This window comes from Mycobacterium sp. P7213, assembly GCF_900604305.1.
Taxonomy (GTDB): domain Bacteria; phylum Actinomycetota; class Actinomycetes; order Mycobacteriales; family Mycobacteriaceae; genus Mycobacterium.
On record NZ_UWOA01000001.1, the window covers coordinates 112558 to 136994 of the forward strand.

Below are 24437 nucleotides of genomic sequence, written 5' to 3' on the forward strand. Positions count from 1 at the left end.
CATCGTCAAAGGTCGTTGCCCAGTTTTCACAGTTGTTGGGATGAACTGGAAGTTTGCTGTGGGTAGGCGTTGCTGGATCCGGAAGAACGGCCCATAAAACCGTTGATACAAGACTGAGCTCATAATAAGTTAATGCCGATGTGGTAATCGCATCGTCTTAATGCTCGATCCCAGAAGGGGCGCGGCTTTGTGGCTAAAGCCGGCGCGCTCGCGGTTGGAACCGCATTAGCTGGTGCGGCTCTATTCGGCGGCGCCGCCGCGGCGCCGACGATTACCGCCGGCCTCACCGCTTCCGTGCAACACGACTACGTGCTCACCGCCGACACCTTCCCGACGTTCACCGAGAGCCTGCAGAGCCTGCTGAACGCCATCGACTTCGGCAACATGGGCCAGGTGCTGGGGATCTTCGGCGACGGCATCTCCACCACCTCGAGCCTCGCCACCCTGCTGGCTGCGCTGAACCCGGACGGCATGACGCTGGACGACGCCACCTTGGGCCTGCTCTCCACCGACCTCACCGCGCTGCTCAACGATGTGGAGTTCGGTGGGCACCCCCTGGGCTCGATTCCGATCGACAGCTTGATCGGTGGCTTCATCGGTGGTGACGGGGCTGCCACGGAAATCGGCACGCTGCTGGGCTACTTCGGTCTCGGCCAATACGCCGGCCTGCTGGACCTACCGTTCCTTAACCTGTCGCCGACCGACACCCTGGCAAGCCTGCTCGACAGCATGTTGGGGATCGACGCCACGACCTCGATCAACGACATGCTCGACGCCAACGGGATGACCGACGCCACCATCGCGAGCCTGCTGGGTATTACCTCCACCCAGCTCGGCGCCGGTTGGGATCAGTTCATCGACAGCATGGTGGTCGGCGGGACACTCGCCGACCCGGACGGCAGCGGAGTTCTGGGCGACCAGACGCTGGGAGCCCTGCTGACCGCCCTGCTAGGCACCGGGGCGACCGCGGTGACCGATGCCACCACGCTGACGGACTTCCTGGGTGACCTGGGCCTCTTCAGCATGCTCGGCCTCAGCTGAGCCGGAGTAGTCCGCGCCGAATTAGACACATCGGCCACAACCCCCGACGGTTGTGGCCGATGTGCCGTTCTGCACCCGGGCCCGCTGACTTGGCGGAATGGCTGTCGGCCCCGGTACGGTGGGCAGGTCGGCTGCCCGCCGGCGTACCGCTGAACGAGACCGTCATTCAGCGTCGAGGCCCGTGCCCCTGGCTCTCCGTCACCGAATCAAAGGTTCTCCCTTGACGTCTGGTCGCCCCCCGCTCTTCGGCCGCGGATCGTCGGCCGGCGCGAGTCGACTCGCCGACAGCGCGCCGTCCTTCGATCTGCAACGGCGATGACGCGTCGCCGGGCCGCCCCGCTGCCGGTACGCGACGGCTTGGGGCCGGCACGTCTGCGCCTGCTCGGCGGCCCGGTCGCCGCCGAGCTGCATTCCCGGTTCGGTGCAGCTGCGGCGGCGAAAGTGGCTGCGGGCGAAGTGGTTACCGCAGATGGGGTAGTGATCGACGACACGACGGCACTGCCGGCCGGGTCGCACGTGTACCTGTATCGCGACTTGCCGGACGAGGTGCCGGTACCGTTCGACCTTCCGGTGCTGCACCGCGACGCCGACCTGGTGGTGGTCGACAAGCCGCACTTCCTGGCCACCATGCCGCGTGGCCGCCATGTGGCCCAGACCGCGCTGGTACGGCTGCGGCGCGAACTGGACCTTCCGGAGCTGAGCCCGGCGCACCGGCTGGATCGACTCACCGCCGGGGTGCTCCTGTTCACCACCCGCCGAGAGCTGCGCGGGCCCTACCAGACCCTGTTCGCCCGCGGCGCGGTACGCAAGCAATACCTGGCGCGGTCCTCCGCCGAGCCGACCGTCGCGTTCCCGCAGCTGGTGCGCAGTCGGATCATCAAGGAACGCGGTCGGCTGCAGGCGCGTGAGGAACCCGGTGAGCCGAACGCCGAGACTTGGGTCGAGTCGGTGGGTGATGGCCGCTACCGGCTTACCCCGCGCACCGGGCGCACCCACCAGTTGCGCGTTCACCTGGCCTCACTCGGTCTCCCGATCGACGGCGATCCGCTGTATCCGCAGTTCATCGATGTTGCACCGGACGACTTCTCGCAGCCTTTGCGGCTGCTGGCCCACCGGCTGGAGTTCGACGATCCATTCAGCGGCCGGCCCCGCGCCTTCGTGAGCGAACGAGACCTCGACACGAACTGACGCTGGGCGCCGGGTTTCGGCGGCGGCAGTCCTGGGTACAGGAAGGCACGACCGGAGCAGAGGGGAGTCCAATTCTGATGAAGGCACACAGCAAGATGACGATCGCGGTGCTCGGCAGTGCAGTCGCGCTGGTCGCAGCCGGCTGCAGCGGCACCAACGAAGAAGGACCCAGCACCACCACGACCACGACCAGCACCACAACGACCACCACGACTGAGACCCCACCTGAGCCGGTACCCGGCGGGCCGGGCCCCGAAAACCCGGGCGAGCCCGGTGGCCCGACCGGTGGTGGCGGACCCGGTGGCGGTGGCGGCCAGATTCCGGGTGGCCCCACCGGCGGCGGTGGCCCCGGCGGAGGTGGCGGCGAGATTCCCGGCGGCCCGACCGGTAGCGGCGGTCCTGGCGGTGGCGGCGGCCAGATCCCGGGCGGCCCCACCGGTTGGGGTGGTCCCGGCGGCGGCGGGGGCTGCGTGCCCGGTGTGGGCTGCGGAGGGTGGCCGTGATCGACCGCGCCCTCGGGTAGTCCTCACAGCACAGCCGGAAGCCGGCCAGCAAGACAGCTGGCCGGCTTCGGTTCTGTCAGCGGCCCGAAGTTCTCGGCGTCAGCGCTGACAGGACGGGCACCAGAACTGAATCCGCTCGCCGTTGCGGTCGGACACCACACCGGTACCGCATCGCCGACACGGCAGGCCGGCTCGGCCGTACACCCACAGCTGTCGGCCCGGTCGGGTGTCGCCGGTGGTACAGCGCGACCAGCGCAACCGGTTCGCCCACAACATCTCGCGTGCCCGCGACACCAGCCGACGCGGATCCTTCAGTTCGGCGACCGGTGTCATCGGCAACCAGCCGACGACGAAGCACAACTCGTTGCAGTAGACATTGCCGATCCCGGCCATCACCGTCTGATCCAACAGCGCCGAGGCCAGCGGACGCTGCGGATCGGCGACCAGCCGTGCGGCGGCCGCCGCCGGATCCCAGTCGGCGCCGAGCAGATCCGGCCCCAGGTGCGCGACGGCGTCGTCGTCCTGGTGGCGGTCCAGCACCTCGAGCACACCAAGGTCGATACCGGTGGCACGAACAGGGCCCGCCTCCAAGATGATTCGTACCCGATGATCGAACGGGCCGGGTCGGGCAGGACGTCGCCCCACCCGCCAGCTGCCCTCCATTTTCAGATGCGAATGGATGCTGGCCGGTCCGACCCGGACGAACAGATGCTTGCCGCGGCTGATCACCTCGTCGACGCGCCGACCGCTCAGATCGACACCGGCGTACCGCGGAACCCGGATATCGCAGCGGGTCAAGGTCTTTCCCGTCAACGCGGCGGCCAGCACCGTGGCGGTATGAAAAACGGTATCCCCCTCGGGCATCAGCGCATCCGCAATCCGCGCGGGGTACGGGAGAACCCGGCCTCGGTCAACGCCTCCAGTGTCGGCGAGTCGGGCAACTCCAGGACCGGCACGCCGTCGACCCGCTCGATGAGAATCCCGTCGACCCGCCGGTCGCTGATCAGCCGCGTCAGCGCCCCGGCGGCCGCACGCTGCGCCTCGGCGGTGCCGGCGAAGTTCAACAGCGTCCGGCCGCCGCGCTCCACGAACCATGCCAGCTCCCCGTCGACCAGGACCACCAGCGCACCCGCCTTGCGACCCGGCCGGGCCGCCCCCGGGTGCGCCGGCCAGCTCAGCGCCGCGCCGTACGGGTTGGCCGGGTCGGCGGCGGCCAGCGCCACCGCGTGGTAGTCGGGCCGGGTCGGGTCGACACTGTCGAGATAGCCGCGCAGCCGGTCCACGGTGGAGGCCAGCGCGAATTGCGCTGCGCCCAATGACTCGATGAAATAGCCCCGCTGGCAACGCCCGGCATCCTCGAACGCGGTCAGCACCTTGTAGACGTTGGCGAAACCGCCGGGTATGGCCTCGGCGGCGACCGCCCCGCGGGTCAGCACGCCGTAGCGGTGCAGCAGCATCTCAGCGGTGTGATGCGCCCGCAGAGTCGAATCCTCCTGTGGGGCAGGCAATAGCGACCAGCGTCCGGCCACTGCCGGGTCGGCGGCGCGGGCCGTGGCGTGGGCGACGCTGTAACGACTGAGCCGGGGTGGGCGTCTGCTGCGGTGCGCCGGGGTGGCGCGTCGGGTGCCGGCCAGCACCGCGCGCACCGGAGCGAAGGTATCGCCGGTGATCCATCCAGCCCAGATCAGTTCCCACAGTGCCGCTTTGCGTTCCGCCTCGCTGGCGTCACCGCACAGTTGGCGGAAGAAGAAGGCGCCGCCGCCGCCCAGGGCGTCCAGAATCGCCCGGTGCGCGTCGCCGAATTCGATCGGTGTCCCCGGTGTCAACGTCAGCGGCGCCGAATCCGCGGTGTGAAAGCTGATCCAGCCGTCGGTGGCCGGGGCGCTGCCGGCTGGGGCGCCGGCGCCGGACCACAGCACTTCCCCGGAAGCCAGCAGTTCGTCGAGCATGGCCGGTGAGTAGTCGCGCACCCGCGGGCCGAAGATCAACGGCTCGACCGCCGACGCCGGCAGAGCCACGCCGGCCAGTTGCTCGATCACCCCGGCCAGCCCGTCGACACCGCTGGCGGTGGCGTCGGGGGTGCCGATCTGCTGCCAGGCCGGCAGGAAACGTCCGTAGGCGGCCGGTGACACCGGTTCGATGGCCGAGCGCAGCGCGGCCAGTGACCGGCGCCGCAGGATCCGCAGCACCTCGCTGTCGCACCACTGTTCGCCGGGGGAGTCCGGGAAATCGGCGAACTCGCCGCGCACCACCCGGGTGTCGGCGGCCAGTCGACCGAGCGCATCGGCCGCCACCCGCACACCCAGCCCGAATCGGTCTGCGGCCTGCCCGGTGGTGAACGGCCCCCTGGTGCGGGCGAATCGGCCCAGCAGGTCGCCCAGCGGATCGGCAACCGGGTCGGTGAAGCCGGTCGGCACCCCGGGTGGCACCGCTACCCCGAGGCCGTCGCGCAGCCTCCCGATATCCTCGATCGCCGCCCACCAGCGGTGCCCGCCGAATGCCACCGTGAGCACCCGCCGGGTGGCCAACAGGTGTTCCAGCCAACCGCCCACCGCCGCGCCCGCGGCGCGGGCACTCACCTCTTCGGTGGTCAGCGGACCGAGTAACCGCAGCAGATCGGCCACCCCTTCGGCATCGCGGGCGGCCTTCTCCGGCGTCAAGTGCTGCAGTTGTTCGGTGAGGCCCTTCATCACGTCGGGGTCGAGCAGTTCGCGCAGCTCGACTCGGCCCAACAACTGCGCCAGCAGCGTGGGATCCAGGGACAAGGCCGCCGCGCGGCGCTCCGCCAGCGGACTGTCGCCTTCGTACATGAACGCCCCGACGTAACCGAACAGCAGTGACGCCGCGAACGGGGACGGGGTGGCGGTCTCGACTTGGAACACTCGCACCCGGCGTTGGGCGATCTGCGCCATCAGCGCCGTCAGCGCGGGGACGTCGTAGACGTCTTGCAGGCATTCGCGCACCGTCTCCAGCACGATCGGGAAGGTTGGATATCGGCGGGCCACGTCGAGCAGTTGGGCGGCCCGCTGGCGTTGCTGCCACAGCGGTGTGCGCCGGCCGGGGTGCCGGCGGGGCAACAGCAATGCCCGGGCCGCGCATTCCCGGAACCGGGAGGCGAACAAGGCGGAGCCGCCCACCTCGGCGGTGACGACCGGCTCGATCTCGTCCGCGTCGAACACGAAGAGTTCAGCGCCGGGGGCTTCTGCACCGGAGTCGGTATCGGGCAGCCGGACCACGATACCGTCGTCGGAGGCCGTCGGCTTCTCGTCGATGCCGTAGCGCTCGTGCAGTCGCCGGCCCACCGCCAATGCCAACGGCCCGTGCACGCGCAGCCCGTACGGCGAGTGCAGGACCACCCGCCAGTCACCGAGCTCGTCGCGGAACCGTTCCACTACCAGCGTGGTGTCGGTGGGTACCGTCCCGGTAGCGGCACGTTGATCGTCGAGTAGCCGCCTCAGATTGTCGACCGCGTAATCGTCGAAACCCAAGCCCGCGCAGCGCTTGTCGAACGACTCTGGGTCAAGCCCGGCCAGCTCGCCGGTGAGCGCGCCGAGCGCCGCACCCAGCTCGGCGGGCCGCCCGACACCGTCGCCGTGCCAGAACGGCAGTCGGCCTGGCTGGCCGGGGGCGGGCGCTACCAGCACCCGGTCGTGCGTGATCTCGGTGATCCGCCAGGTGGTGGCGCCCAGCGAGATGACATCGCCGGGACGCGACTCGTAGACCATCTCCTCATCGAGTTCGCCGACCCGGGAGGGCTTTTCCGCGCCCGCCAGGTACACCGCGAACAGTCCGCGGTCCGGGATGGCGCCACCGGAGGTGACGGCCAGCCGTTGCGCGCCGGGCCGGCCAGTCAGGGTGCCGGTGTCGCGGTCATATACCAAACGTGGCCGCAGTTCCGCGAATTCGGTCGAGGGGTATTTACCGGAGAGCAGATCCAATGTTGCCTCGAAGACACCGCGCGACAGAGTGACGAACGGGGCGCTGCGGCGCACGGTGTCGAACCAGAATTCGGCATCCAGTGGCTCCAGCGCGGCCGCGGCCACCGTGTGCTGAGCCAGGATGTCCAGGGGATTGGCCGGTACCGTCAGGGTCTCGATCTGGCCCGCGAGCATCCGGTGTACCGCGACCGCGCAGCCGATCAGATCGGTCCGGTGCTTGGGAATCAGTACGCCCGAGGAGATCTCGCCGACCTGGTGTCCGGCCCGGCCGACGCGCTGCAGGCCACTGGCCACCGACGGCGGTGCCTCGATCTGGATGACCAGGTCGACCGCACCCATATCGATACCCAGCTCCAGGCTCGAGGTCGCCACCACCGCGCGCAACCGGCCGCTCTTGAGGTCCTCCTCGACGTCGGCTCGGGTCTGCAGTGATACCGAGCCGTGGTGAGCTCGTGCCAGGGGTGCGGTCGGCTCCGTGGAGTCGGCGTAACGTTCTGCGTGAATTTCGTTGAGCCGAGCGGTCAGTCGCTCGGCGAGCCGCCGCGAGTTGGTGAACACGATCGAGGACCGGTGGGCCTCGATCAGGTCGACGATGCGTTCTTCGACCTCGGGCCAGACGGTGCCCTCGGCCGGATTGGCCATGTCGGGCACCGGGACCTGCACCGTCAGATCGAACGTCTTGGCGGCGGGGGGAGTCACGATCGTGGTGGGGGACTGCCCGGACAGGAACCGGGCGACCTCTTCGGGCGGGCGTACCGTGGCGCTCAGCCCGATTCGCTGAGCGGGATGCTCGAGCATCGCGTCGAGGCGTTCCAGGGACAGTGCCAGGTGCGCACCACGTTTGGTCCCCGCCACCGCGTGTACCTCGTCGACGATCACCGTGCGCACGTCGGTCAACGTCTCCCGCGCCGCCGACGTCAGCATCAGAAACAGCGACTCCGGGGTGGTGATCAGAATGTCGGGCGGCTTGGCGACCAACTCGCGGCGCCGCGCCGGTGAGGTGTCGCCGGAACGCACACCCACGGTGATGCCGGGAGCGGGCAGCTCGCGGCGGGCGGCCATCCGGGCGATGCCGGCCAACGGAGTGCGCAGGTTTCGCTCGACGTCGACGGCCAGCGCTTTGAGCGGCGAGATGTAGAGCACCCGGGTGCTCTGACCGGGCTGCGCGGTCAGTTGATCCAGTGCCCACAGGAAAGCCGCCAGCGTCTTACCGGACCCGGTTGGGGCGACCACGAGGGTGTTGTGGCCGTCGGCGATCGCCGACCAGGCCTGCTCTTGCGCGGGCGTCGGCGCGGTGAAGGTGCCGGTGAACCAGTCCCGGGTTAGCGCCGAGAACCGAGCCAGCGACGCCGGGGTTCCTCGGTCTTGTGGGCTCACCCAGCCATGGTGCCAAGTTCGCGGCCGGAATGCTCCCGCGCTGCGGTTTTGGGCTCGTCGCCGCAGGGTATCCGGACTCGGTGATTTCGGTGATCGGAGGCGGGGATGATCATTCTGGATGACGGTGCGACGGCGGTCCGGCCGATCTTCGCCGATGCACACCCGCGCGCGGCAGGCGCCGCGCCGCCCGAGGCGCCACCCCGCGATTGGACGTGGGTGAACTGGGCGCTGTCGCTGCTGACCGCACCGGCCGCCGCACTGCTGATGGCGTTCGCGCTGGCCAGGGTGTCCGGCACCGCGCTGTGTAACAGGGCGGCGTGCCCGGACCTGAAGGTGAACGGCTCGCTGTTCGGCGTGCTGTATCACGGAGCGGCCGGCGTAGCGGCGCTGACGCTGTTCCTCGCCTTCTTCCTGGCGACGCATCCCCGCGGGATGGTGGTCTGGGCGTGCGGGTGGACGCTGTTGCTGGCCGACTTGGCCGCTTTGGTTGTGATGTTCTGACGGATCCGGCCTGCGAAAACCACTACCGAGTTCACTCCTCGACGGTGAAGAACGAGTCGCCGTCTTCGGGGGTGCCGGACACCTGCGCTCGGTGTCGACCGCCCCCTACCGCTTCGTCAGCTTCGTCGGGATCGTGGTCAGGACCGGCCACATCGGGTTGCTCGGCAGCCAGTTTGGCGTCCAACGACTCGTGCGCGGTCTCGCTGTCGGCGGCTTGCCAGGCGTCCGGTGGACCGACGGTTGCGTCGCCGTCGTCGTCGCGCAGCTCGTCGGAGTCGGTGGCCTCGCTCGGCGGCAGCGTGTCGTCGCCGGTGGTGTCGGTGGCCGCTGAATCGGAATCGGGTTGCTCTGTCATGGTGTCTGGCTCTCTCAGTTGGCGATGGCCCATTGCGGCTGGGGCAGTTCCGGCGCCATGTATCCGACGCCACGGACCGTGTCGATGATCGACTCGTGGTCGGCGCCGAGCTTGGCGCGCAACCGCTGCACGTGAACGTCGACTTTGCGACGGCCGCCCTCGCCGCCCCATATCTCGCGCAGCAGCCGGGCCCGGGTGAATGCTTGGCCGGCGTGCTGTACCAGGTAGCTGAGCAGTTTGAATTCGGTGAGCGTGAGGTCGAGATCGCGATTCGACAGTGACGCGTTGAAACTGTCCGGGTGGATGACCAAGGCGCCGAAATGCACCGCGTTAGAGGCGGGTTCGCGCCGACGGGCCAATGCCAGGCGCAGCCGCGCGCTCGCCTCGGCTGAACCCGCGGTCGCGATCAGGACATCGTCGACGTGCCAGTCGAGGCCGACTGACGGGAAGTCGTCGGCGGCGACGACGGCCAAGACGGCGGCCGACGGCGCCCAGGCTCCGAGTTTGCGACAGCTCTCCCGCGCTGCCGTCACATCAACACAGCCGTCCACCAGTACGGCTTTCGCGTCACGGCAGTCGGCTCGCGCGGTGACGGTCAGCGGCCTGCGGACGATCGAATGCCCGAAGACAGCCAACCCCGACAGTGACCCCGCGAATTCGTCGCGGTCGGTCAGTAACACGATCTCCATCGCCTGGCTCCAACCCATGGATGCTATGCAGCCTCAAGGCTTTTACTACCCGCTGCACCCAAGAAGTAACCCCTTCACGCGGCGACAGGCCCGGCCCGCCAGGCGGACCGGGCCTGCCTTCCCCTCGGGCTACTGGTGCGACTGCTCGCGCGCCTCGGCTGCCTTGGCACCCGCCCGGGCCGATTCGGCCTCGGCTTGGTGTTTGGCGGCGTCGCGCTGCGCTTCGCCCTTGTCCTGCTGCGCCCGGCCCTCGCGGGCCAGCTCGTCGTTGCCGGTCACGGCCCCTAGTGCTTCCTTGGCCTTGCCCTTGACGCCCTCCACGGCGCCGCGGATGCCGTCCTCGGTAGCGCTGTTCTTGTCGTCCGACATAGGTGCTCCCTTCGTATTCTGTGACAGCCCCCGCGGTGTAGAGGCCCGCCACAACGGCAAGGCTTCCCGGGTAACCGTGCGCCCAAACGTGGACCCAGGCGGATGAATCGCCTTGACGCAGAGCTGATCAGCGCGGACGGTAGGAGATGTGACACCGCGCACACCGCCGCGCTCCACGCCCGGTGGCGACCGACTGGGCCAGGAGGACCAGGAGGTCCGCGCGGCCGCTCGATTCGCCGGAATGATCACCGCCACCGCGCTGGCGTTTGTCGTGATAGCGGTGCTGTGGGTGGGCACCTGCGAACCGCACTCGGTCACGGCGGGGTGCGGACGGCCCTACCGGACCGTTCTCGCCGTCGGCGCCCCGGTGATCCTGGCCGCCGGTGGGTTGCGTGCGTTTGTGCGCACCTACCGGGTTTGGCGCGCGCGGGGTACCTGGTGGGGCTGGCAGGGCGCCGGATGGTTCCTATTGACGTTGATGCTGGTCGTCTTGCTGGTCAGCGCGGTGCCGATCATGGGGGTGGAGTGATCCGAGCATTGGCATCGGCATCGCTGTTGTATGACTGTGAACATCCTGCAAACCGGGCGCCCGCCCAATGTATCGGCATACGATAGTTTCGGGTCGCGGACGGGTCACGTCACATGGGTTGACTTCTGGGGCGGCTCCGGGTTGCTGTCCAGGAGGAGGAATTGCAATGGGCGACACGTTTCATGACCCCGTCGACCATGTCCGGACGACGCGGCCCCACGCGGGCCGCGCCATGATCGACGTCTTGGGTTGGCCGGGCTACTCCCTGCTGGTGGTGGGCATGGTGGCCGGTATCGGTTGCCTCGCCGCATTCGGGACCGGACACGACCGGCAGGGTGTGGAGGTCGCGGTCATCGCGGTTCTCGCCGCCGCCCTGGGCACGGTGTGGCTGCTGCTCGAGCATCGCCGGATCGGCAGGGTGAACCATCAGTGGCACTTGGCGCACGCCGAGCTGCGTCAGCAGCCCTCCACGAGTTAACCCGAGGGGTCAAGTCGGCCCGGCCGGTATTCCGGCCGGGCCGCGCTGTGGCCGATGTGCGAGATCGATGATTGAGTTCCCCGGTGATCGGGTACAGACATCCCATGACTGATCTCCGGGCAGCCGGCGTTGGGTGCTGACGATGTCGGCTGAAGGCGGAATACGCGAGGGTGCCTGCAGGCGAGGGTGGTGAGCAGTCGATTGACACGCAGCAGTAGTCTCGGTCCGATTTCGCCGGGAGGCCTCATGACCGACATTGACAGTGACCGGGCTCAGCGTTCTTGCAGTGAGCGGGCCGTCGAACTGCGGGTAAAGCCCAGGCTGGAAAGTCTGGCGGTGGTGCGCATGCTGGTCGGTGCGATCGCCACCTACGAGGATCTTGACGTCGACACCGTCGCTGATCTGCGGCTGGCGATCGACGAGCTGTGCACCCAGCTGATCCGGAGCGCCGCCCCCGGCGCGATGCTGTCTGTCGTCATCGACCCACACGACGACCATGTGACGGTCCAGGCGTCGGCAGCCGGTGACGGGGCCGGCGTACTGACCCCGGGAAGCTTCAGCTGGCACGTGCTCACCTCGCTGGTCGATGACGTCGAGGCATTCCGGGACGGGCACGACTCCAACGGTGCGGGTGAGGTATTCGGTGTCACGTTGACAACCCGCCGGGCGGACTCCGGGCGGTGAGCCCGCGTGCCGCCGGCAGCGGCTCACAGTCCGGATCGGAATACGCCGACGTCGGCGACATGTTTCGCGAGCTCGCCCAATATGACGCCGACTCGCCCGACTTCCGGAACCGCAAAGACAAGATCGTGGAACGGTGTCTGCCGCTGGCGGACCACATCGCTCGCCGGTTCGAGGGGCGCGGAGAGCTGCGGGACGACCTGGTTCAAGTAGCGCGGGTGGGTCTGGTCAACGCCGTGACGCGCTTCGACGTCGAAACCGGCTCGGATTTCGTCTCGTTCGCGGTTCCGACGATCATGGGCGAGGTCCGCCGGCACTTCCGCGACAACAGCTGGTCGGTCAAAGTGCCCCGCCGGCTCAAAGAGCTGCATCTTCGGTTGGGCGTCGCCACAGCTGAGCTGTCGCAACGCCTGGGGCGGGCGCCGACCCCCTCCGAGCTGGCGGGCGAGCTTGAGTTGAGCCGCGACGAGGTGGTCGAAGGACTGGTCGCGGGCAGCTCGTACAACACGCTGTCGATCGACGGCGGCGGCAGCTCGGACGAGGACGACGTCCGCTCGATCGCCGACACCCTCGGCGACGTCGACGCCCGGATGGACCGCATCGAGGATCGGGAGGCGTTGCGGCCCTTGCTGGATGCCCTGCCGGAGCGCGAACGCACGGTGCTGGTGCTGCGGTTCTTCGAATCGATGACCCAGACCCAGATCGCCGAGCGGGTTGGCATTTCGCAGATGCACGTGTCGCGCCTGCTGGCCAAATCGCTGGCTAAGCTGCGCGATCAGCTGCAATAGGCCTGCTCGTCGGCGGCTGCTCAGCTGCCGGCGGTCAGGCCGCGGGTGGCCGGGCCTTCCAGCAGGGTCCCGTCGGGAGCGAAGCGCGACCCGTGCAGCGGGCACTCCCAGGCCCGGTCGGCGTCGTTCCAGGTGACGATGCCACCCAGGTGGGGGCAGACCGGGGAGAGGCGGTGTTCAACGCCGTCCACCCGGCACTTGGCCTGCAGTCGCCACGGGGGTCCGCTGACCACGCCCGAGTCGGTGCCCAGGCATTGCTGGCCGATGTGGGCCGTCGGCGTGATCCAGCCCTTCGCCAGATTGAGGCCGACCGAGAGATTGGCTGCCAGGGCCGTCGGCAGGCCGCGTAGCTCGCTGGTTCTCCAGCTGGCGAACGCTCGGTCCCACTTCGGTCGTTTGCCGAGCAGTCGGCCCGACAACGCCAGCGCGGCGGCCGCCCCGTTGGTCATGCCCCATTTGTTGAACCCGGTTGCCACGTAGATGGTTTCGTTCTCCGGAAGAATGGGGCCGACGTAGGGCAGCTCATCGACGGGTGCGTAGTCCTGCGCGGACCACAGGTGCGTGCGGATGGCGCCCGGGTAATGCCGGACCGCCCACGACTCGAGTTCGGCCAGCGCATCCGTCGGGTGCTTTTCGCGGCCGACGGTGTGGCCCGCCCCGCCGACCAGGAGCAGTTCCGAGCCGTTGACCGGGGCGTAGCGCAGCGACCGCGTCGGCGAATCGGTGGAGATCATCATGGGCCGGGTGACTTCGCCGGGCACGTCGAACGCCATGCAGTAGGACCGGCTGGGTTTGACGCGGGCAAAGTATCCGCCGCGGTCCAGGATCGGGATTCCGGTGGCCAGCACCAGTTGAGTGGCCTGCACTTCGGCCTGCCTGTGCGGGCCGCCGACTTCCAGTCGAACTCCGTGCCGGTTGCTGGAAGCCTGCTTTACCCGGGTGTGTTCCAGAAGTTGGCCGCCGCGGCCGAGCAGCTCGGCGCGCAGCGCGTCGAGGAACGGCATGGGGTCGAACTGTGCCTGTTCGATCAGCCGGACACCGCCGTGGTAGTCGAACGGTACGTCAGCGTGCGCCTCCCACGTCGCCGGCAGACCCAATGCGCGGCAGGCTTCGAACTCGGCCCGCGCCGCCGCCACCCCACGCTCGGACTGGGCGAAACTGTAGGCGTCCTCCCGCTGGATCGGCACTCCGGCAGCCGCGCAGAACGACAGCAGCCAGTCCTGGCCGGCGCGGTTGCCGTCCAGGTAGGCAGCGGCCAGGCTTTTGCCCTGCTTCGCCGAGACCGTCGACAGCTGGGTGCCCTGCAGCAGGCTGATCTTGGCGGTGGTGTTCCCGGTCGCGCAGGCTCCGACCGTCCTGGCCTCCAGCACCAGCACGTGCCGGTCGGCGCGCGCCAGCAGCACCGCGGTCATCAAACCAGTGATGCCGGCGCCCGCCACCACCACGTCGGCGACACCGGGCACATCTTCGGCGGCCGAAGCCGGTGAGGTCTCGATCCGGTCGGCGAGCCACAACGAGGTCATGGTCGATCAGTACCCCGCGAGGCGGTGGTGAAACGTGCGGGTGCCAAGGAGCGCGGGTTTCGGTCCTATCCCGGCGGGTATGCGACCAAGCGGGGTCGGATCCGGACCCGCCAGCGAGGGGAGGAAACCCGTGGACGCATTGAGCTTTCTTCGCGCCGACCACGAGAGCGTGTTGGGCATGTTGCAGGTACTCGACGGCGCGCCGCAGGGCGACGGGGCGCAGCAGAGCGGCTTGGCGACCATGGTCACCAACTTGGTGATCGCCGAGTCCCAGCACGAGTCTGTCGAGGAACAGCTGTTCTGGCCGGCGGTCCGCGCGGCCCTCGAAGATGGCGATGATCTTGCGGACCACGCGATCGCTCAAGAGGAAGCGGGCAAGGTGCTGCTGCAGGAGCTTGAGGACGGTCAGCCGGGTGAACTCGAGTATCACCGGGCGCTGAGCGAATTCGTCACGGTGGCAAGGGAGCACATCAGTTACGAAGAGAATGTGGTGTGGCCGCGGTTCAAAGGGGCGGTCAGTGCAGACGATCTTGAGCAGCTGGGTGACAAGCTGCAAACCGCCAAGAAGATCGCGCCGACCCGGCCACATCCCAATGCCCCATCGGGCGGCTTGGCCCAGAACACCGTGGGAATGGCCGCTGCCATAGTCGACCATCTGCGCGACCAGTTGAGCGGGCGGGTGGCGGACAATCCGCCCGATGCGCCTAAGAGCTGACGAGGGCGCCTAATCGGGCGGCTCGTCCGGGACGCCACGTTTGGGCGTTTCGCGTGCCCTGGATTCGGTTCCGTATTCTTCGGCGACCTTCTTCTCGAGGCGGTCGACGGTGCTCTCCGAGGACGTCTTGTTCTTGGGCTGTTCGTCAGGACGGTATGTCATAGATGTGGCTCCCATGTGCGGCCGCGACGCCGGCAGGCTGGGCTACGCGGTGGCGGTGTGCTGTTGGTGCGCGAAGGGCTTGTCGGCGTCCACAGCGGGACTGCCCTCCGGGTTATCCTGCGGCCCAAGGTTTTTCCGTACAGAACCACCGAGCCAATCCCGGGACGGGCGCTTGACGTAGTCCCACTCCATGCCATTGGGCCACGGGCCCTGGCCTTGGTTCCACGGTCCCCGGCTGGTCTCGCCTTCGGACATGTTGAATGCCACGTTCTGAAAGCGCTCGTCGCCGGGCGCCTGGCCGGGCGGGAAGTTGACCGGCAGCTCGTTGAGCGCGGCGGTGAATTGCTGGAAGTGGGTGACCTCACGGGTCATCAGGAAGGTCAGAGTGTCCTGAACGCCGGGGTCATCGGTGAACTGCTTGAGGTATTCGTAGACCACCTTGGCCCGTGATTCGGCCCCGAGGTTGCTGCGCAGGTCCACCGACGGGTCGCCATTGGCGTTGATGTACGCCCCGGTGAAGGGTGTGCCCATTGCATTGCTGACGTGCGGGCCGCCGCCGGTCTCCACGAAGTGCAGCGGATTGAGCGCAACCTGGTGGATGATCTGCTCGCGACCGTCGCGGCCGGCCACCGCGGGCATCCAATCGCAGCGCTCGTTGGCGTTCTTCAGATCGTCGTTGAGGCCGTCGAGCAGCATGGTGATCAGCGAGCCGACCATCTCAAGGTGGCTGAGCTCCTCGGTGGCGATATCCATGAACAGGTCATACATCTTCGGGTTTTTGCGACGCAGCAGGAACGCCTGGGTGAAGTACTGCATCGCCGCCTTGAGCTCACCGTTCTCACCACCGAACTGCTCCTGCAACAGGTTGGCGAACCGTGGATCGGGCCGTTCGACCCGGACCTCGAACTGCATCTCCTTGTTGTGCACGAACATGTTGGCTCCCTAATAGCGGTGCTGAATCGATGACGGCTGCGTACCCGTGGGCACCCCGGCTAAACGTGCGACTCGGACCCAGTCGACGCGTGTTTGCGCCGCGCTGCGGGCGGGTAGCCCGGCGGTGTTCGCGCGATACGACGGAGGCGACCCGATGCGGGCAGTCACATGGCAGGGCAAGCGCAAAGTACAGGTCGACACGGTCCCCGACCCGGTGATCGAGAAGCCGACCGACGCCGTCATCGAAGTGACGACGACCAACATCTGCGGGTCGGATCTGCATCTCTATGAGGTGCTCGGTCCGTTCATGGATCCCGGCGACATCCTGGGCCATGAGCCGATCGGCATCGTGACCGAGGTCGGTGGTGAGGTCAGCAATCTCAAACCCGGTGACCGGGTGGTCATCCCGTTTCAGATCGCCTGTGGGCATTGCTGCATGTGCAAACGCGGTCTGCCGACCCAATGCGACACCACCCGGGTCCGCGAGCAGGACACCGGCGCTGCCCTGTTCGGTTACTCCAAGCTCTACGGGCAGGTTCCGGGCGCGCAGGCACAGTACCTGCGCGTGCCGCAGGCGCAATACACCCACATCAAAGTTCCCGACGGGCCGCCGGATTCGCGTTTCGTGTATCTGTCCGATGTGCTGCCGACCGCGATGCAGGCGGTTGACTACGCGGCGATACCCGACGGCGGCTCGGTGACGGTGCTGGGACTCGGACCGATCGGCGACATGGCGGCCCGCATCGCCACCCATCAGGGGGCCCGGGTGATCGGCGTGGATCTGGTGCCTGAGCGGCTGGGCCGGCTGGCAAGGCGGGGGATCGAAATCGTCGACCTGAGTGAGGTATCCGATATCGGTGAGGTGATTCGTGACCGCACGGACGGCCGCGGCACCGATGCCGTGATCGATGCTGTCGGTATGGAGGCGCACGGCTCCGCCGGCGCCAAGGCCGTGCAGCAGCTCAGCTCGCTGCTGCCGGACGCCGTGGCCGGACCGTTGATCAACAAGGCCGGTATCGACCGGCTCGCCGCGCTGTACGCCGCGATCGATATTGTGCGCCGCGGCGGCACCCTCTCGATCGTCGGTGTGTATGGCGGCAAACTCGACCCGTTGCCGATGTTCACTTTGTTCGACAAGCAGATCACGGTGCGGATGGGGCAGGCCAACGTCAAGCCGCGCGTGGACGCGCTGATGCCGCTGTTGACCGACGACGACCCGTTGGGTGTCGACACCTTCGCTACCCACGAACTGCCACTGGAGCAGGCGCCACAGGCTTACCAGATGTTTCAGGAGAAACGCGACGGCGCGGTGAAGGTCGTGCTCAAGCCATGAGATGAGCCGTGATGGAGTTGCCCAACACGTGCGCGGACTCGAACAGCAAGGCGTGCGCGAACGCCTGCGGCAGGTTGCCGCGCAACTGACGTTGCCCGACGTCATACTCCTCGGCGAGCAGTCCGGACGGGCCGCACGCGGTACGGCCCCGTTCGAACCACTGCAGTGCGGCAAGGTTGTTGCCCTGCTGATGATCTGCCAGCGCCATCACGAAGTTGCACAACAGGAACGCCCCTTCGGCCTCCCCGAGGCCGCGCTGGTCGGGCCGGTAGCGGTAGACGAAGCCATCCTGGGTGAGCTCGTCGCGCACCGCGGCCAGCGTCGCCAGGGTGCGGGCATCATCGGCAGGGACGGCTCCGCGTAGGGCCGGAAGCAGCAGGGCCGCGTCGACTCCGGAATCCTGCGGCGCGCGTTGCCACCTGCCGTCGCGGTGCAGGCAGTCCGTGCTGGTATCGCTGACTAGCTTGTCGGCCAGCTGCTGCCAGCGGGCACCTTCGGCCAATGACGCCACGCCGGCTATTCGGCGCAGTCCGGCGGCGCACATCAGCCGGGAGTGGGCCCAGCGTTGGTCGTCCAGTTCCCAGATTCCGGCGTCTGGCTCGGCGCAACGCTTTTCGATTGCGTCCACCAAGACCTGCACCGCACGCCAATGGGTGCTGTCGAGCCGGTCCAGGCGTCCTGCGGCGGCCAGCAGCAGCAGTGCCTCGCCGAAGTTGTCGAGCTGGAACTGGTCGCCGACCCAATTGCCGGTTTTGACGGCCGCGCCCGGGTAGCCGGGCAGTGGCAGATCGTGTTCCGGCGGCGCCATCGTGGCGTCGACGCAGTAGGCCGGTCGCAGGTCAGGTCCGTCGTCCAGGACGCGCTCGGTGACGAACCGGACGGCGTCGTCGAGCAGCGGGTGCGGGCCCGCGGCGGCGATCGCCTGTCCGGTGTAACACTGGTCGCGAATCCAGCAGTAGCGATAGTCGTAGTTGCGCCCTTCACTGGCCCGCTCCGGCAGCGACATCGTGGCGGCCGCGACCATTCCGCCGCCAGTGCTGGTCAAGCCCCGCAATACCGCATAGGAGAGTTGCGCATCGACGTCGGCCAGGGTGCCGGTGATCTCCGGAACAGCTTGTTGCCAGGCGTTTTCGGTGCCGTCCCAGGCCAGGTCTGCGCTCACCGGTTGCGCCGGCAGTTCGCGATCGGACAACTCCAGCACCAGGTCGTGATCGCGTCCGGGCGCGACGTCGAGCACCATGCGCAGCGACCCGTCGGCGGCGCGACGGGCCTCGGCGCCGCCCGTCCACCGGAAACGGTGCGGCCCCGACCGCCCGGTCCAGAGCCCCCCTTCGCAGGACAGTTCCGACATCGCGGTGGCGCCGAACTCGGCGCGAACGTCGAGCGCGACCTGCATTCGCATCGGCCGGTCGAGTGCCTGGATGCGGCGTAACACCACGGCCGTGTGCATGTCCCCGGGGAAGGCCAGGGCCTCGCGGCATTCCACGATCCCATCGGTGGTGACCCAGCGAGAACGCCAGATCAGCGATCGCTCCTCGTATCGGCCGCCCCAGACGTAGCGCAACTCCGGGGTGACGGCATAGACCCCCGGCCCACCGAGGAGCGAACTGAACACGGCCGGACTGTCCCATCGGGGCAGGCACATCCAGCAGAAGTCGCCTCGTGGCCCGACCAGGATCCCGCGCTCACCGTCTGCGATCAACGCATACTGGCGCAATACCTGCGGCGGGAAATGTTCGAGCAGCGGAGATCCCTCGTCCATGGCCGGGGCATACCCGCTGCCGGGGGCGGCTAGTCACCGATGGTCATGCAGGTTGCGGTGCCCGCCAGGCCGGCGCGCCGCGCGGCCCGGCTTGACGGTCAAAGCGACTGACCTGGATTGCTTCCCGGCTGCACCAGGTGCTCGACGACGAAGTCGGCCGCTTGCGCTGTCATGCCGTTAGCCGCGTATGCCGCGTGGGCCGCGCCATCGCCGCCCGCCGAGCAGACCGGATCGCCGAGCGCGCACAGATCGATCGTCTTGGCCGCGTAGCCCGGCCCCACCGTCACCGGTGGCGCACCGATGGAGTTCAGGAAGGCCTCCGACGGCCTTCCCAGCAGCGCCACGGCGGCGACGTGGTCCGCCGCCTCGGGCGGCAGTGGGTCCGCGAGCCCACCGGCCGTCGTTTCGGTGACGTACCCGATCAGCGCAGCGCCACGCGAGTACCCGCCAAGGACCAGCTGGGTACTCGGACAACCCGCTGCCATGTCGCGGATGTGGCCGGCCGCGTCGGTGACTCCGGCGGCGGACGGGCCGAAATCGGGTACGGCCGGAAAGTTGACCGGGTAGACGTCGACTTGGCGACCCCAGGTGCGCCACCGCAGTGCGTCGATGAACTGCTGGCCTATCCATCCGACGTCAGGCGGTTCGCCGGTGCCGCGCGCGAACACCACCTGGACGTCCGGGCAGCCGGCGGCGACCGCTTCGCCGCCGGCCGGCGAAGACAACAGCGTCCAGCCAGACAGCATCGCCACGGTGAGAATCCGAGTAATCACAGCAATTCGTTCGATACCCAATACAACCGAGGGGCAAACCGTGGTTTAGCCCGGGCGAAAACGGCAAGCCTAGTTCGGTGCCGTCGTCGACGGAACATGTGGCAAACGTGAATTGCAGGATTGAAGGGGAGAATCCAATGATCACAACGTCTTTGACCAGGCTTGCCGCCGCCGGCGGCATGGCGCTGGCGTTGGCGAGCGGCACCGGACTGGCAAACGCCGCGCCTACCCAGCCGACCCAGCCGACCCAGCCGGCCCAGCCGGGGCAGCCGACTCAACCGGCCCAACCCGGACAGCCGGTCCAACCGGGCCAACCGGGCCAGCCAAGCCAATGGTCGCAGAACCCTGCGGTGAACACGACATGCAGCTATTCCCAGGTGGTAGCGGCAATGAATGCTCAATCACCTGATGCCGCAGCACAATTCAATGCGGCACCGATGGCGCAGTCGTTTCTGCAGAACTTCCTCGCCTCACCGCCGCCGCAGCGTGAGCAGATGCTTGAGCAGGCCCAGGCGGTGCCGGAGGCGGCGCAGTACGTCAACCTCGTCGGGCCCATCGCCAAGACTTGTGACAAGTACTGAGCGGTGACTCAATCGACCGGGGCCGGCAGCACCCTTGCGGACGCGGCCAAGCGGGAGGCCGACGCGTACCGCGGCGACAACCCGCGTCCGCTGGGGGGATACGTGATGGTGCTGCTGGTCTATGGCGGGTTGGTCGCGGCGGTAACCGTGGCCGCCGCGGCCACCGGCCGCCGCCTGCCGCCGGGCTGGTCGGCCGCCGACCTGCTGACGGTGACGCTGGGGACCCACAAGCTGTCTCGCACGTTGGCTAAGGATGCGGTGACCAGCCCGCTACGCGCGCCCTTCACCGAGTACACCGGCACCGGCGGCCCCGCCGAGGTGATGGAGCAGACCAGACACTCCAGCGGGTGGCGTCACAGCCTGGGGGAGCTGTTGACCTGCCCGTTCTGCCTGGACATGTGGGTGGCGCGTGCGATGGCTCACGCTTCGACGTCTGCGACGGTGCGCTGCTGCGCGGGCCGGCCACCGGACGCCAGCCGGCCCTGCAATGCCGGGAAGTCGGCGGCCGGATCGAAGTTTGCAGGGTAGACCCGCAATGAGAAGCATCGCGTTCAACCTGCCGCGCACTGTCACGCTGGCCGCTGACGCCGCGCTGCTGGGCATGGCGGGTGTACACGCCTACCTGTTGGCCACCGCCATCGGTGCTCCCGGCTATTTCCAGGCCTACTGCGTCGCGCTGATCGCCGGCTGCCTCGTCACCAGCGGCCTCACCTGGATCGACATCAACGACATCGTGCCGACCGTGGGATGGTGGGCCGGCGGCGCCCTGTGCACCGCATTCGTGATCGGCTATCCGATCAGCCGCCTGGTGAGCCTGCCGGGCCTGCCGGCGCTGACAGGGCGCTGGGACCTGGCCCCAGGAAACCTCGCGTTGGCATGCGCCGGGGGCTTCCTGGGGCTGTATCTGACGGTGCTGTCCGGGGTCAACGTGGCGTTCGGGCAGCGCACAGACTGGTACGACTGATGACGCTCGACTTCCCGGCCTGGTTACGAATCGACCACTGGCTCAACGTTTTATTCCTGACGCTGCTGTTGCGTAGCGGCATCGAGATTCTGTCCACCCATCCGAAGCTGTACTGGCACGCCGACAGCGCGCCCGGAACGGAATGGGCCCGGTTCACCCGCAAGACGATGCCCACCGACCGGCTTTACGACACCCTGGACGAGGAGGAGGACTACCACCCGCTGATCGCACTGCCCGGCCACAAAGAGCTGGGGATGGGCCGGCACTGGCACTTCGCCGCGGTCATCGGCTGGATTCTGGTCGGAGTGTCTTATTACATCCTGCTTTTCGTGACCGGGCAGTGGCACCGGTACTGGCCGTATTCCTGGTCGATCCTTTCCGAGGCGTGGAACGACATCGTCACCTACGCCAGTTTCAACCTGCCGCCGCTGTTGCCGGGCGAACCGCTGGACGCCATTCAGAAGCTGACCTACGCCGGTGTGATCTTCGGCCTGGCGCCATTTCAGATACTCACCGGTGCCGCGCAGTCACCGGCGATCGAGGCACGGTTCCCGCGATACGTGCGGATGTTCGGCGGCCGGCAGGCCGCCCGCAGCCTGCATTTCCTCGGCCTGGTGGCGTTTATGGTGTTCATCGCGATCCACCTGTCGATGCTGTTCTTCTGGGGTTGGGGCCGACTGACCGCCTTGATGATCTTCGGGTCGGTCCGCAACGTGTATCTGGCGACCGCGCTGTCGTTGCTCATCGTGGCGGCGATCGTCGCCATCCACGTCGCGGCGACGGTGTGGAGTCAGCGCAACCCGCCGTCGGTGCGCCGCGTGCTCGGGGCCCTGATCGCCGTGCCGCGCAAGGGGCTGTTGCGCCGCTTGGACTCCCGGCAGAACTACCCGGAGCGAATGTTGTCCGCGGAGCACCGGGTCAACGGCAAGCCGCCGACCGCCGAGCACTACAAGGTGATGGCGGTGCACAACTTCGTCGACTGGCGCCTGCGGGTCGGGGGATTGGTGGAGCGACCGGTGACACTGGATCTGACCGCACTGCGCGCGCTGGCGGAGCCGCAGACCCAGCGGGTGCTGCACAACTGTGTGCAGGGCTGGACATCTATCGGCGAATGGACCGGTCTTCCGCTGGGCGCCCTGGTCGATCTGGTGCGGCCGATGCCGCAGGCCCGCTACATCTGCTTTATGAGCATGCAGGACAACAGCACCGACGAGCCGAGCGCGGAGGGCGAGGGCCAGTTCTACGAGGTCTTCGATCTCCAGCTGGCCCATAAGCCGCAGATGCTGCTGGCGTACGCCATGAACGGAATGCCGCTGCCGATCAAGCACGGTGCGCCGTTGCGGCTGCGGGCCGAGACCCAGGTCGGCTTCAAAATGGTCAAGTGGATCAACCAGATCGAGTTCGTCGACGACTACGCCCACATCGGGAAGGGACGCGGTGGCTGGCGCGAGGACAACGTCTACTACAGCATGGACGGGGAGATCTGACATGACAGCACTCGAAGAGGCCCGCCCGGAACTGATCGAGGTGGGCCAGGCCGCTCGTGATCGAGTATCGGAACTGGTCATGGTACGTGGCGGGCACTGTGCGGGCTGTGGTGGAACCGACTTCACGGTGGGGCGCGCGCTGTACCTGGGTTTCCTGTTCCTCGATGAAGAGCATGACGCCTACCTCATCGCGCTGACCTGCCGTAACCCCTCCTGCCCGCAACCGCGAGCCGCGATTCGGCTGCGATACCAGGAATTCCTCGGCTAGCTGCCCGGCGTCGGCCCTGCGCCCACGGCGGGGTGAACTCGCGCGCTTGCGCCGTGGACGCAGAGTCATTCAGCGGGGTAGGTCGGGGCGGGCCAGATCGAATCGCTTCACCAGATCCGCCACCTCGCGAAGCTCCTCGCAGACCACCGCAAAGCGGCGCTCGGCGTCGTCGCCGAGCAGACCACGGCTGTGGTAATACACCAATCGGCGAAGCCGCCCGGCCATCGCGGTGCCCCACCGGATGCTCAGGTCGTAGACCTGTTCGTCGTCGATTTCGCTGTGCTGCCCCAGATCCTGAAGCGCGCGCAGCTGCTCGGTGAGCACCGCGACGTCGTCGTCGATGTCGATGGTGCTCATAGCCGCGGTTTGGCGACGCTGGCCACGACCGGCTGGCCCCGCAGGGTCAGATATATCCGGTCAGGGCCGATCGCCATGCCGGACAGAGGGGCGGACCGGGCCGGCCCGGACGGTAGACCGGCCCGGTAGTCAATGACGCGCAGCACCGGGATGCTGGCGTGGGGATAGCCGGTGAAGGCTGCCGACTCGAAGACCGTCACGCCGGTGTCGGTGGCGGCATACACCCGGGTGTCGTCGGAGCCGAGGTAGCGGATCGGCGAGGAGACCGGAGTCCGGCCGATCTGTTCCAAGCCGTCCCCGCCGCGTGAGGCCTCGACGGCGTACAGCGTGTCGCGCCGGGCGTCTGTCAGATACACCCGGCCGGCCGCCGTACCGTCACCCGCGGCGGCGAAAACGGTTGTGTCGTAGTGGCCGCGCGGCTCCGGTGGTGAGGACGGCCCCTTGAAGTAGGAGACGCCGTCGGGGCCGTAAACGTGGAATTCGATCGCGCGGCCGCGATTGGCGCCGTCGATCACACCGGTGCCGCCCGCCGACACCTGCGCGCTCGGCAGCTTCCGTAGACCCAACTCGTCCACCGGGGTCACCGTCGCGCCGTCGGCGGACAACGCGAGCAGCACCCGCATCCCGGCATCTTCGGCCAGGTAGGCGGGAGCGGGCCCGGCGTCGATGTCGCCGACTTGGCGCAGGCCGGTCAACTCGACCTCTGCTACTCGGTTGCGCGCCGGCTGCGGCACGAACACGGTCCGATCATCGGCGCGACTGATTTGCATGTTTCGTCCGGCGTCCAGTGGATCCGACCACCGGGTTTCCACCGTGTCGGGGTTGGCGGGGTGATCGACTGCCGCCACTCGCCCGTCGTCGGTGAGGGCGAGCAGCGCCCCAGTCGCATAGGACCACACCGGTGCGTGTAGCGGCATCTGCACCTGCACTGAAACGGCTGGCGGTGCGCTCTGCGAGCCCGGTGCTGCGCAGCCGGCACACGCCAGTATGCCGACCACTGCCGTCCCGAACTCGGCCCGCCAATTCATGACCGCCGGGTACCCCCACACGCGCCCTCCTACACCGCTTCGTTTGTGGGCCAGGGGGGCCGGGTATGCCGGTCGGTGTTGGGCGCGCTGTCCGCAGCATGGAAAGGAGAGGTC

General features: G+C 68.0%; 26 protein-coding genes and 1 pseudogene. 15 read left to right on the plus strand and 12 right to left on the minus strand.

All coding sequences use genetic code 11. The annotated features are described in order from the left end of the window. Positions 1–189 precede the first annotated feature (189 nt). The 3 genes from EJK91_RS00485 (at position 190) to EJK91_RS21585 (ending at position 2732) form a co-directional block, all read left to right on the plus strand. The gene (locus tag EJK91_RS00485; RefSeq protein WP_125077971.1) at positions 190–1041 is read left to right on the plus strand and encodes a hypothetical protein; all 852 of its coding nucleotides are present in this window, start codon (positions 190–192) and stop codon (positions 1039–1041) included. 315 nt (positions 1042–1356) lie between these two features. Continuing rightward, positions 1357–2229 carry a pseudouridine synthase gene (locus EJK91_RS00490; protein ID WP_125077972.1) on the plus strand — a complete coding sequence of 291 codons (873 nt, stop codon included), beginning with the start codon at positions 1357–1359 and terminating at the stop codon, positions 2227–2229. Between the two features lie 77 nt (positions 2230–2306). Further along, positions 2307–2732 (plus strand): hypothetical protein, encoded by a 426-nt coding sequence (locus EJK91_RS21585; protein ID WP_024441555.1) that lies wholly within the window; start codon positions 2307–2309, stop codon positions 2730–2732. Positions 2733–2831: 99 nt separating this feature from the next. On the opposite strand, the gene nei2 is transcribed toward EJK91_RS21585, so the two are convergent. Both nei2 and EJK91_RS00505 read right to left on the minus strand, forming a co-directional pair. Further along, positions 2832–3596, minus strand: coding sequence for an endonuclease VIII Nei2 (gene nei2, locus EJK91_RS00500; RefSeq protein ID WP_024441554.1), 765 nt, complete (start codon positions 3594–3596; stop codon positions 2832–2834). Then, positions 3596–8047 (minus strand): ATP-dependent helicase, encoded by a 4452-nt coding sequence (locus EJK91_RS00505; RefSeq protein ID WP_125077973.1) that lies wholly within the window; start codon positions 8045–8047, stop codon positions 3596–3598. Before EJK91_RS00505 ends, nei2 begins: the two co-directional genes overlap by 1 nt. Before the next feature lie 105 nt (positions 8048–8152). Here EJK91_RS00505 and EJK91_RS00510 point away from each other — a divergent pair, with 105 nt between their 5' ends. Next, complete coding sequence (locus EJK91_RS00510) at positions 8153–8548, plus strand: hypothetical protein (RefSeq protein ID WP_024441552.1); 396 nt, start codon at positions 8153–8155, stop codon at positions 8546–8548. A gap of 31 nt (positions 8549–8579) precedes the next feature. On the opposite strand, the gene EJK91_RS00515 is transcribed toward EJK91_RS00510, so the two are convergent. The 3 genes from EJK91_RS00515 to mbp1 form a co-directional block, all read right to left on the minus strand. Then, positions 8580–8903: a hypothetical protein gene (locus tag EJK91_RS00515; RefSeq protein ID WP_024441551.1), complete on the minus strand. Its 324-nt coding sequence runs from the start codon at positions 8901–8903 to the stop codon at positions 8580–8582. A gap of 14 nt (positions 8904–8917) precedes the next feature. After that, positions 8918–9592, minus strand: coding sequence for a winged helix-turn-helix domain-containing protein (locus EJK91_RS00520; protein WP_024441550.1), 675 nt, complete (start codon positions 9590–9592; stop codon positions 8918–8920). A 129-nt stretch (positions 9593–9721) separates the two neighbouring features. Then, positions 9722–9961 carry a microaggregate-binding protein 1 gene (mbp1, locus tag EJK91_RS00525; RefSeq protein ID WP_024441549.1) on the minus strand — a complete coding sequence of 80 codons (240 nt, stop codon included), beginning with the start codon at positions 9959–9961 and terminating at the stop codon, positions 9722–9724. A 148-nt stretch (positions 9962–10109) separates the two neighbouring features. Between mbp1 and EJK91_RS00530 the strand changes: the two genes are divergently transcribed. The 4 genes from EJK91_RS00530 to EJK91_RS00545 all read left to right on the plus strand — a co-directional run bounded on the left by EJK91_RS00530 (position 10110) and on the right by EJK91_RS00545 (position 12437). Further along, positions 10110–10490 carry a hypothetical protein gene (locus tag EJK91_RS00530; protein WP_046300501.1) on the plus strand — a complete coding sequence of 127 codons (381 nt, stop codon included), beginning with the start codon at positions 10110–10112 and terminating at the stop codon, positions 10488–10490. Positions 10491–10656: 166 nt separating this feature from the next. Beyond that, complete coding sequence (usfY, locus tag EJK91_RS00535) at positions 10657–10968, plus strand: protein UsfY (protein ID WP_024441547.1); 312 nt, start codon at positions 10657–10659, stop codon at positions 10966–10968. 246 nt (positions 10969–11214) lie between these two features. Further along, positions 11215–11652 carry an ATP-binding protein gene (locus EJK91_RS00540; protein WP_046300502.1) on the plus strand — a complete coding sequence of 146 codons (438 nt, stop codon included), beginning with the start codon at positions 11215–11217 and terminating at the stop codon, positions 11650–11652. Further along, a complete protein-coding gene (locus EJK91_RS00545; RefSeq protein WP_024441545.1) occupies positions 11649–12437 on the plus strand; it encodes an RNA polymerase sigma factor SigF in 789 nt (262 codons plus the stop codon). The genes EJK91_RS00540 and EJK91_RS00545 overlap by 4 nt, the downstream gene beginning before the upstream one ends. Positions 12438–12457: 20 nt before the next feature. Here EJK91_RS00545 and EJK91_RS00550 read toward each other — a convergent pair whose 3' ends face one another. Next, a complete protein-coding gene (locus EJK91_RS00550) occupies positions 12458–13960 on the minus strand; it encodes an FAD-dependent oxidoreductase (RefSeq protein WP_125077974.1) in 1503 nt (500 codons plus the stop codon). Positions 13961–14090: 130 nt separating this feature from the next. Between EJK91_RS00550 and EJK91_RS00555 the strand changes: the two genes are divergently transcribed. Beyond that, a complete protein-coding gene (locus EJK91_RS00555; RefSeq protein ID WP_125077975.1) occupies positions 14091–14675 on the plus strand; it encodes a hemerythrin domain-containing protein in 585 nt (194 codons plus the stop codon). A gap of 9 nt (positions 14676–14684) precedes the next feature. Here the strand turns inward: EJK91_RS00555 and EJK91_RS21590 are convergent, their stop codons facing one another. Together EJK91_RS21590 and EJK91_RS00560 are read right to left on the minus strand one after the other, a co-directional pair. After that, on the minus strand, positions 14685–14837 hold the full coding sequence (locus tag EJK91_RS21590; protein WP_164517840.1) for a hypothetical protein: 153 nt from the start codon (positions 14835–14837) through the stop codon (positions 14685–14687). Positions 14838–14879: 42 nt separating this feature from the next. Further along, complete coding sequence (locus EJK91_RS00560; protein ID WP_125077976.1) at positions 14880–15770, minus strand: manganese catalase family protein; 891 nt, start codon at positions 15768–15770, stop codon at positions 14880–14882. A gap of 154 nt (positions 15771–15924) precedes the next feature. Between EJK91_RS00560 and EJK91_RS00565 the strand changes: the two genes are divergently transcribed. After that, entirely contained in the window at positions 15925–17103 is a 1179-nt protein-coding gene (locus tag EJK91_RS00565) for an alcohol dehydrogenase catalytic domain-containing protein (protein WP_024441541.1), read from the plus strand. On the opposite strand, the gene EJK91_RS00570 is transcribed toward EJK91_RS00565, so the two are convergent. Further along, a complete protein-coding gene (locus EJK91_RS00570; RefSeq protein ID WP_125077977.1) occupies positions 17093–18865 on the minus strand; it encodes a glycoside hydrolase family 15 protein in 1773 nt (590 codons plus the stop codon). The genes EJK91_RS00565 and EJK91_RS00570 overlap by 11 nt on opposite strands. Positions 18866–18963: 98 nt before the next feature. Next, positions 18964–19611, minus strand: coding sequence for a cutinase family protein (locus EJK91_RS00575; protein WP_125078034.1), 648 nt, complete (start codon positions 19609–19611; stop codon positions 18964–18966). Positions 19612–19979: 368 nt separating this feature from the next. Between EJK91_RS00575 and EJK91_RS22105 the strand changes: the two are divergent. The 5 genes and pseudogenes from EJK91_RS22105 to EJK91_RS00600 all read left to right on the plus strand — a co-directional run. Beyond that, a pseudogene (locus EJK91_RS22105) lies at positions 19980–20219 on the plus strand (hemophore-related protein); the annotation flags it as partial. A gap of 3 nt (positions 20220–20222) precedes the next feature. Then, positions 20223–20747, plus strand: a complete 525-nt coding sequence (locus EJK91_RS00585; RefSeq protein ID WP_024441537.1) for a DUF1360 domain-containing protein — start codon at positions 20223–20225, stop codon at positions 20745–20747. 7 nt (positions 20748–20754) lie between these two features. Continuing rightward, on the plus strand, positions 20755–21183 hold the full coding sequence (locus tag EJK91_RS00590) for an oxidoreductase (RefSeq protein WP_125077978.1): 429 nt from the start codon (positions 20755–20757) through the stop codon (positions 21181–21183). Further along, entirely contained in the window at positions 21180–22670 is a 1491-nt protein-coding gene (locus tag EJK91_RS00595) for a molybdopterin-dependent oxidoreductase (protein WP_125078036.1), read from the plus strand. Before EJK91_RS00590 ends, EJK91_RS00595 begins: the two co-directional genes overlap by 4 nt. A gap of 1 nt (position 22671) precedes the next feature. Next, positions 22672–22938, plus strand: coding sequence for a hypothetical protein (locus tag EJK91_RS00600; RefSeq protein WP_125077979.1), 267 nt, complete (start codon positions 22672–22674; stop codon positions 22936–22938). A gap of 69 nt (positions 22939–23007) precedes the next feature. On the opposite strand, the gene EJK91_RS00605 is transcribed toward EJK91_RS00600, so the two are convergent. Further along, positions 23008–23295 (minus strand): hypothetical protein, encoded by a 288-nt coding sequence (locus EJK91_RS00605; protein WP_125077980.1) that lies wholly within the window; start codon positions 23293–23295, stop codon positions 23008–23010. After that, the gene (locus tag EJK91_RS00610; protein WP_125078037.1) at positions 23292–24323 is read right to left on the minus strand and encodes a hypothetical protein; all 1032 of its coding nucleotides are present in this window, start codon (positions 24321–24323) and stop codon (positions 23292–23294) included. Before EJK91_RS00610 ends, EJK91_RS00605 begins: the two co-directional genes overlap by 4 nt. Positions 24324–24437 lie beyond the last annotated feature (114 nt).

Coding starts and splice junctions, on each gene's coding strand:
- EJK91_RS21585 (WP_024441555.1), top strand. CDS start 2,307: ATGAAGGCACACAGCAAGATGACGATCGCGGTGCTCGGCAGTGCAGTC.
- EJK91_RS00515 (WP_024441551.1), bottom strand. CDS start 8,903: ATGACAGAGCAACCCGATTCCGATTCAGCGGCCACCGACACCACCGGC.
- mbp1 (WP_024441549.1), bottom strand. CDS start 9,961: ATGTCGGACGACAAGAACAGCGCTACCGAGGACGGCATCCGCGGCGCC.
- EJK91_RS00610 (WP_125078037.1), bottom strand. CDS start 24,323: ATGAATTGGCGGGCCGAGTTCGGGACGGCAGTGGTCGGCATACTGGCG.
- EJK91_RS00550 (WP_125077974.1), bottom strand. CDS start 13,960: ATGACCTCGTTGTGGCTCGCCGACCGGATCGAGACCTCACCGGCTTCG.
- EJK91_RS21590 (WP_164517840.1), bottom strand. CDS start 14,837: ATGACATACCGTCCTGACGAACAGCCCAAGAACAAGACGTCCTCGGAG.
- EJK91_RS00510 (WP_024441552.1), top strand. CDS start 8,153: ATGATCATTCTGGATGACGGTGCGACGGCGGTCCGGCCGATCTTCGCC.
- usfY (WP_024441547.1), top strand. CDS start 10,657: ATGGGCGACACGTTTCATGACCCCGTCGACCATGTCCGGACGACGCGG.
- EJK91_RS00605 (WP_125077980.1), bottom strand. CDS start 23,295: ATGAGCACCATCGACATCGACGACGACGTCGCGGTGCTCACCGAGCAG.
- EJK91_RS00490 (WP_125077972.1), top strand. CDS start 1,357: ATGACGCGTCGCCGGGCCGCCCCGCTGCCGGTACGCGACGGCTTGGGG.
- EJK91_RS00565 (WP_024441541.1), top strand. CDS start 15,925: ATGCGGGCAGTCACATGGCAGGGCAAGCGCAAAGTACAGGTCGACACG.
- EJK91_RS00540 (WP_046300502.1), top strand. CDS start 11,215: ATGACCGACATTGACAGTGACCGGGCTCAGCGTTCTTGCAGTGAGCGG.
- EJK91_RS00575 (WP_125078034.1), bottom strand. CDS start 19,611: ATGCTGTCTGGCTGGACGCTGTTGTCTTCGCCGGCCGGCGGCGAAGCG.
- EJK91_RS00520 (WP_024441550.1), bottom strand. CDS start 9,592: ATGGAGATCGTGTTACTGACCGACCGCGACGAATTCGCGGGGTCACTG.
- EJK91_RS00560 (WP_125077976.1), bottom strand. CDS start 15,770: ATGTTCGTGCACAACAAGGAGATGCAGTTCGAGGTCCGGGTCGAACGG.
- EJK91_RS00570 (WP_125077977.1), bottom strand. CDS start 18,865: ATGGACGAGGGATCTCCGCTGCTCGAACATTTCCCGCCGCAGGTATTG.
- EJK91_RS00600 (WP_125077979.1), top strand. CDS start 22,672: ATGACAGCACTCGAAGAGGCCCGCCCGGAACTGATCGAGGTGGGCCAG.
- nei2 (WP_024441554.1), bottom strand. CDS start 3,596: ATGCCCGAGGGGGATACCGTTTTTCATACCGCCACGGTGCTGGCCGCC.
- EJK91_RS00590 (WP_125077978.1), top strand. CDS start 20,755: ATGAGAAGCATCGCGTTCAACCTGCCGCGCACTGTCACGCTGGCCGCT.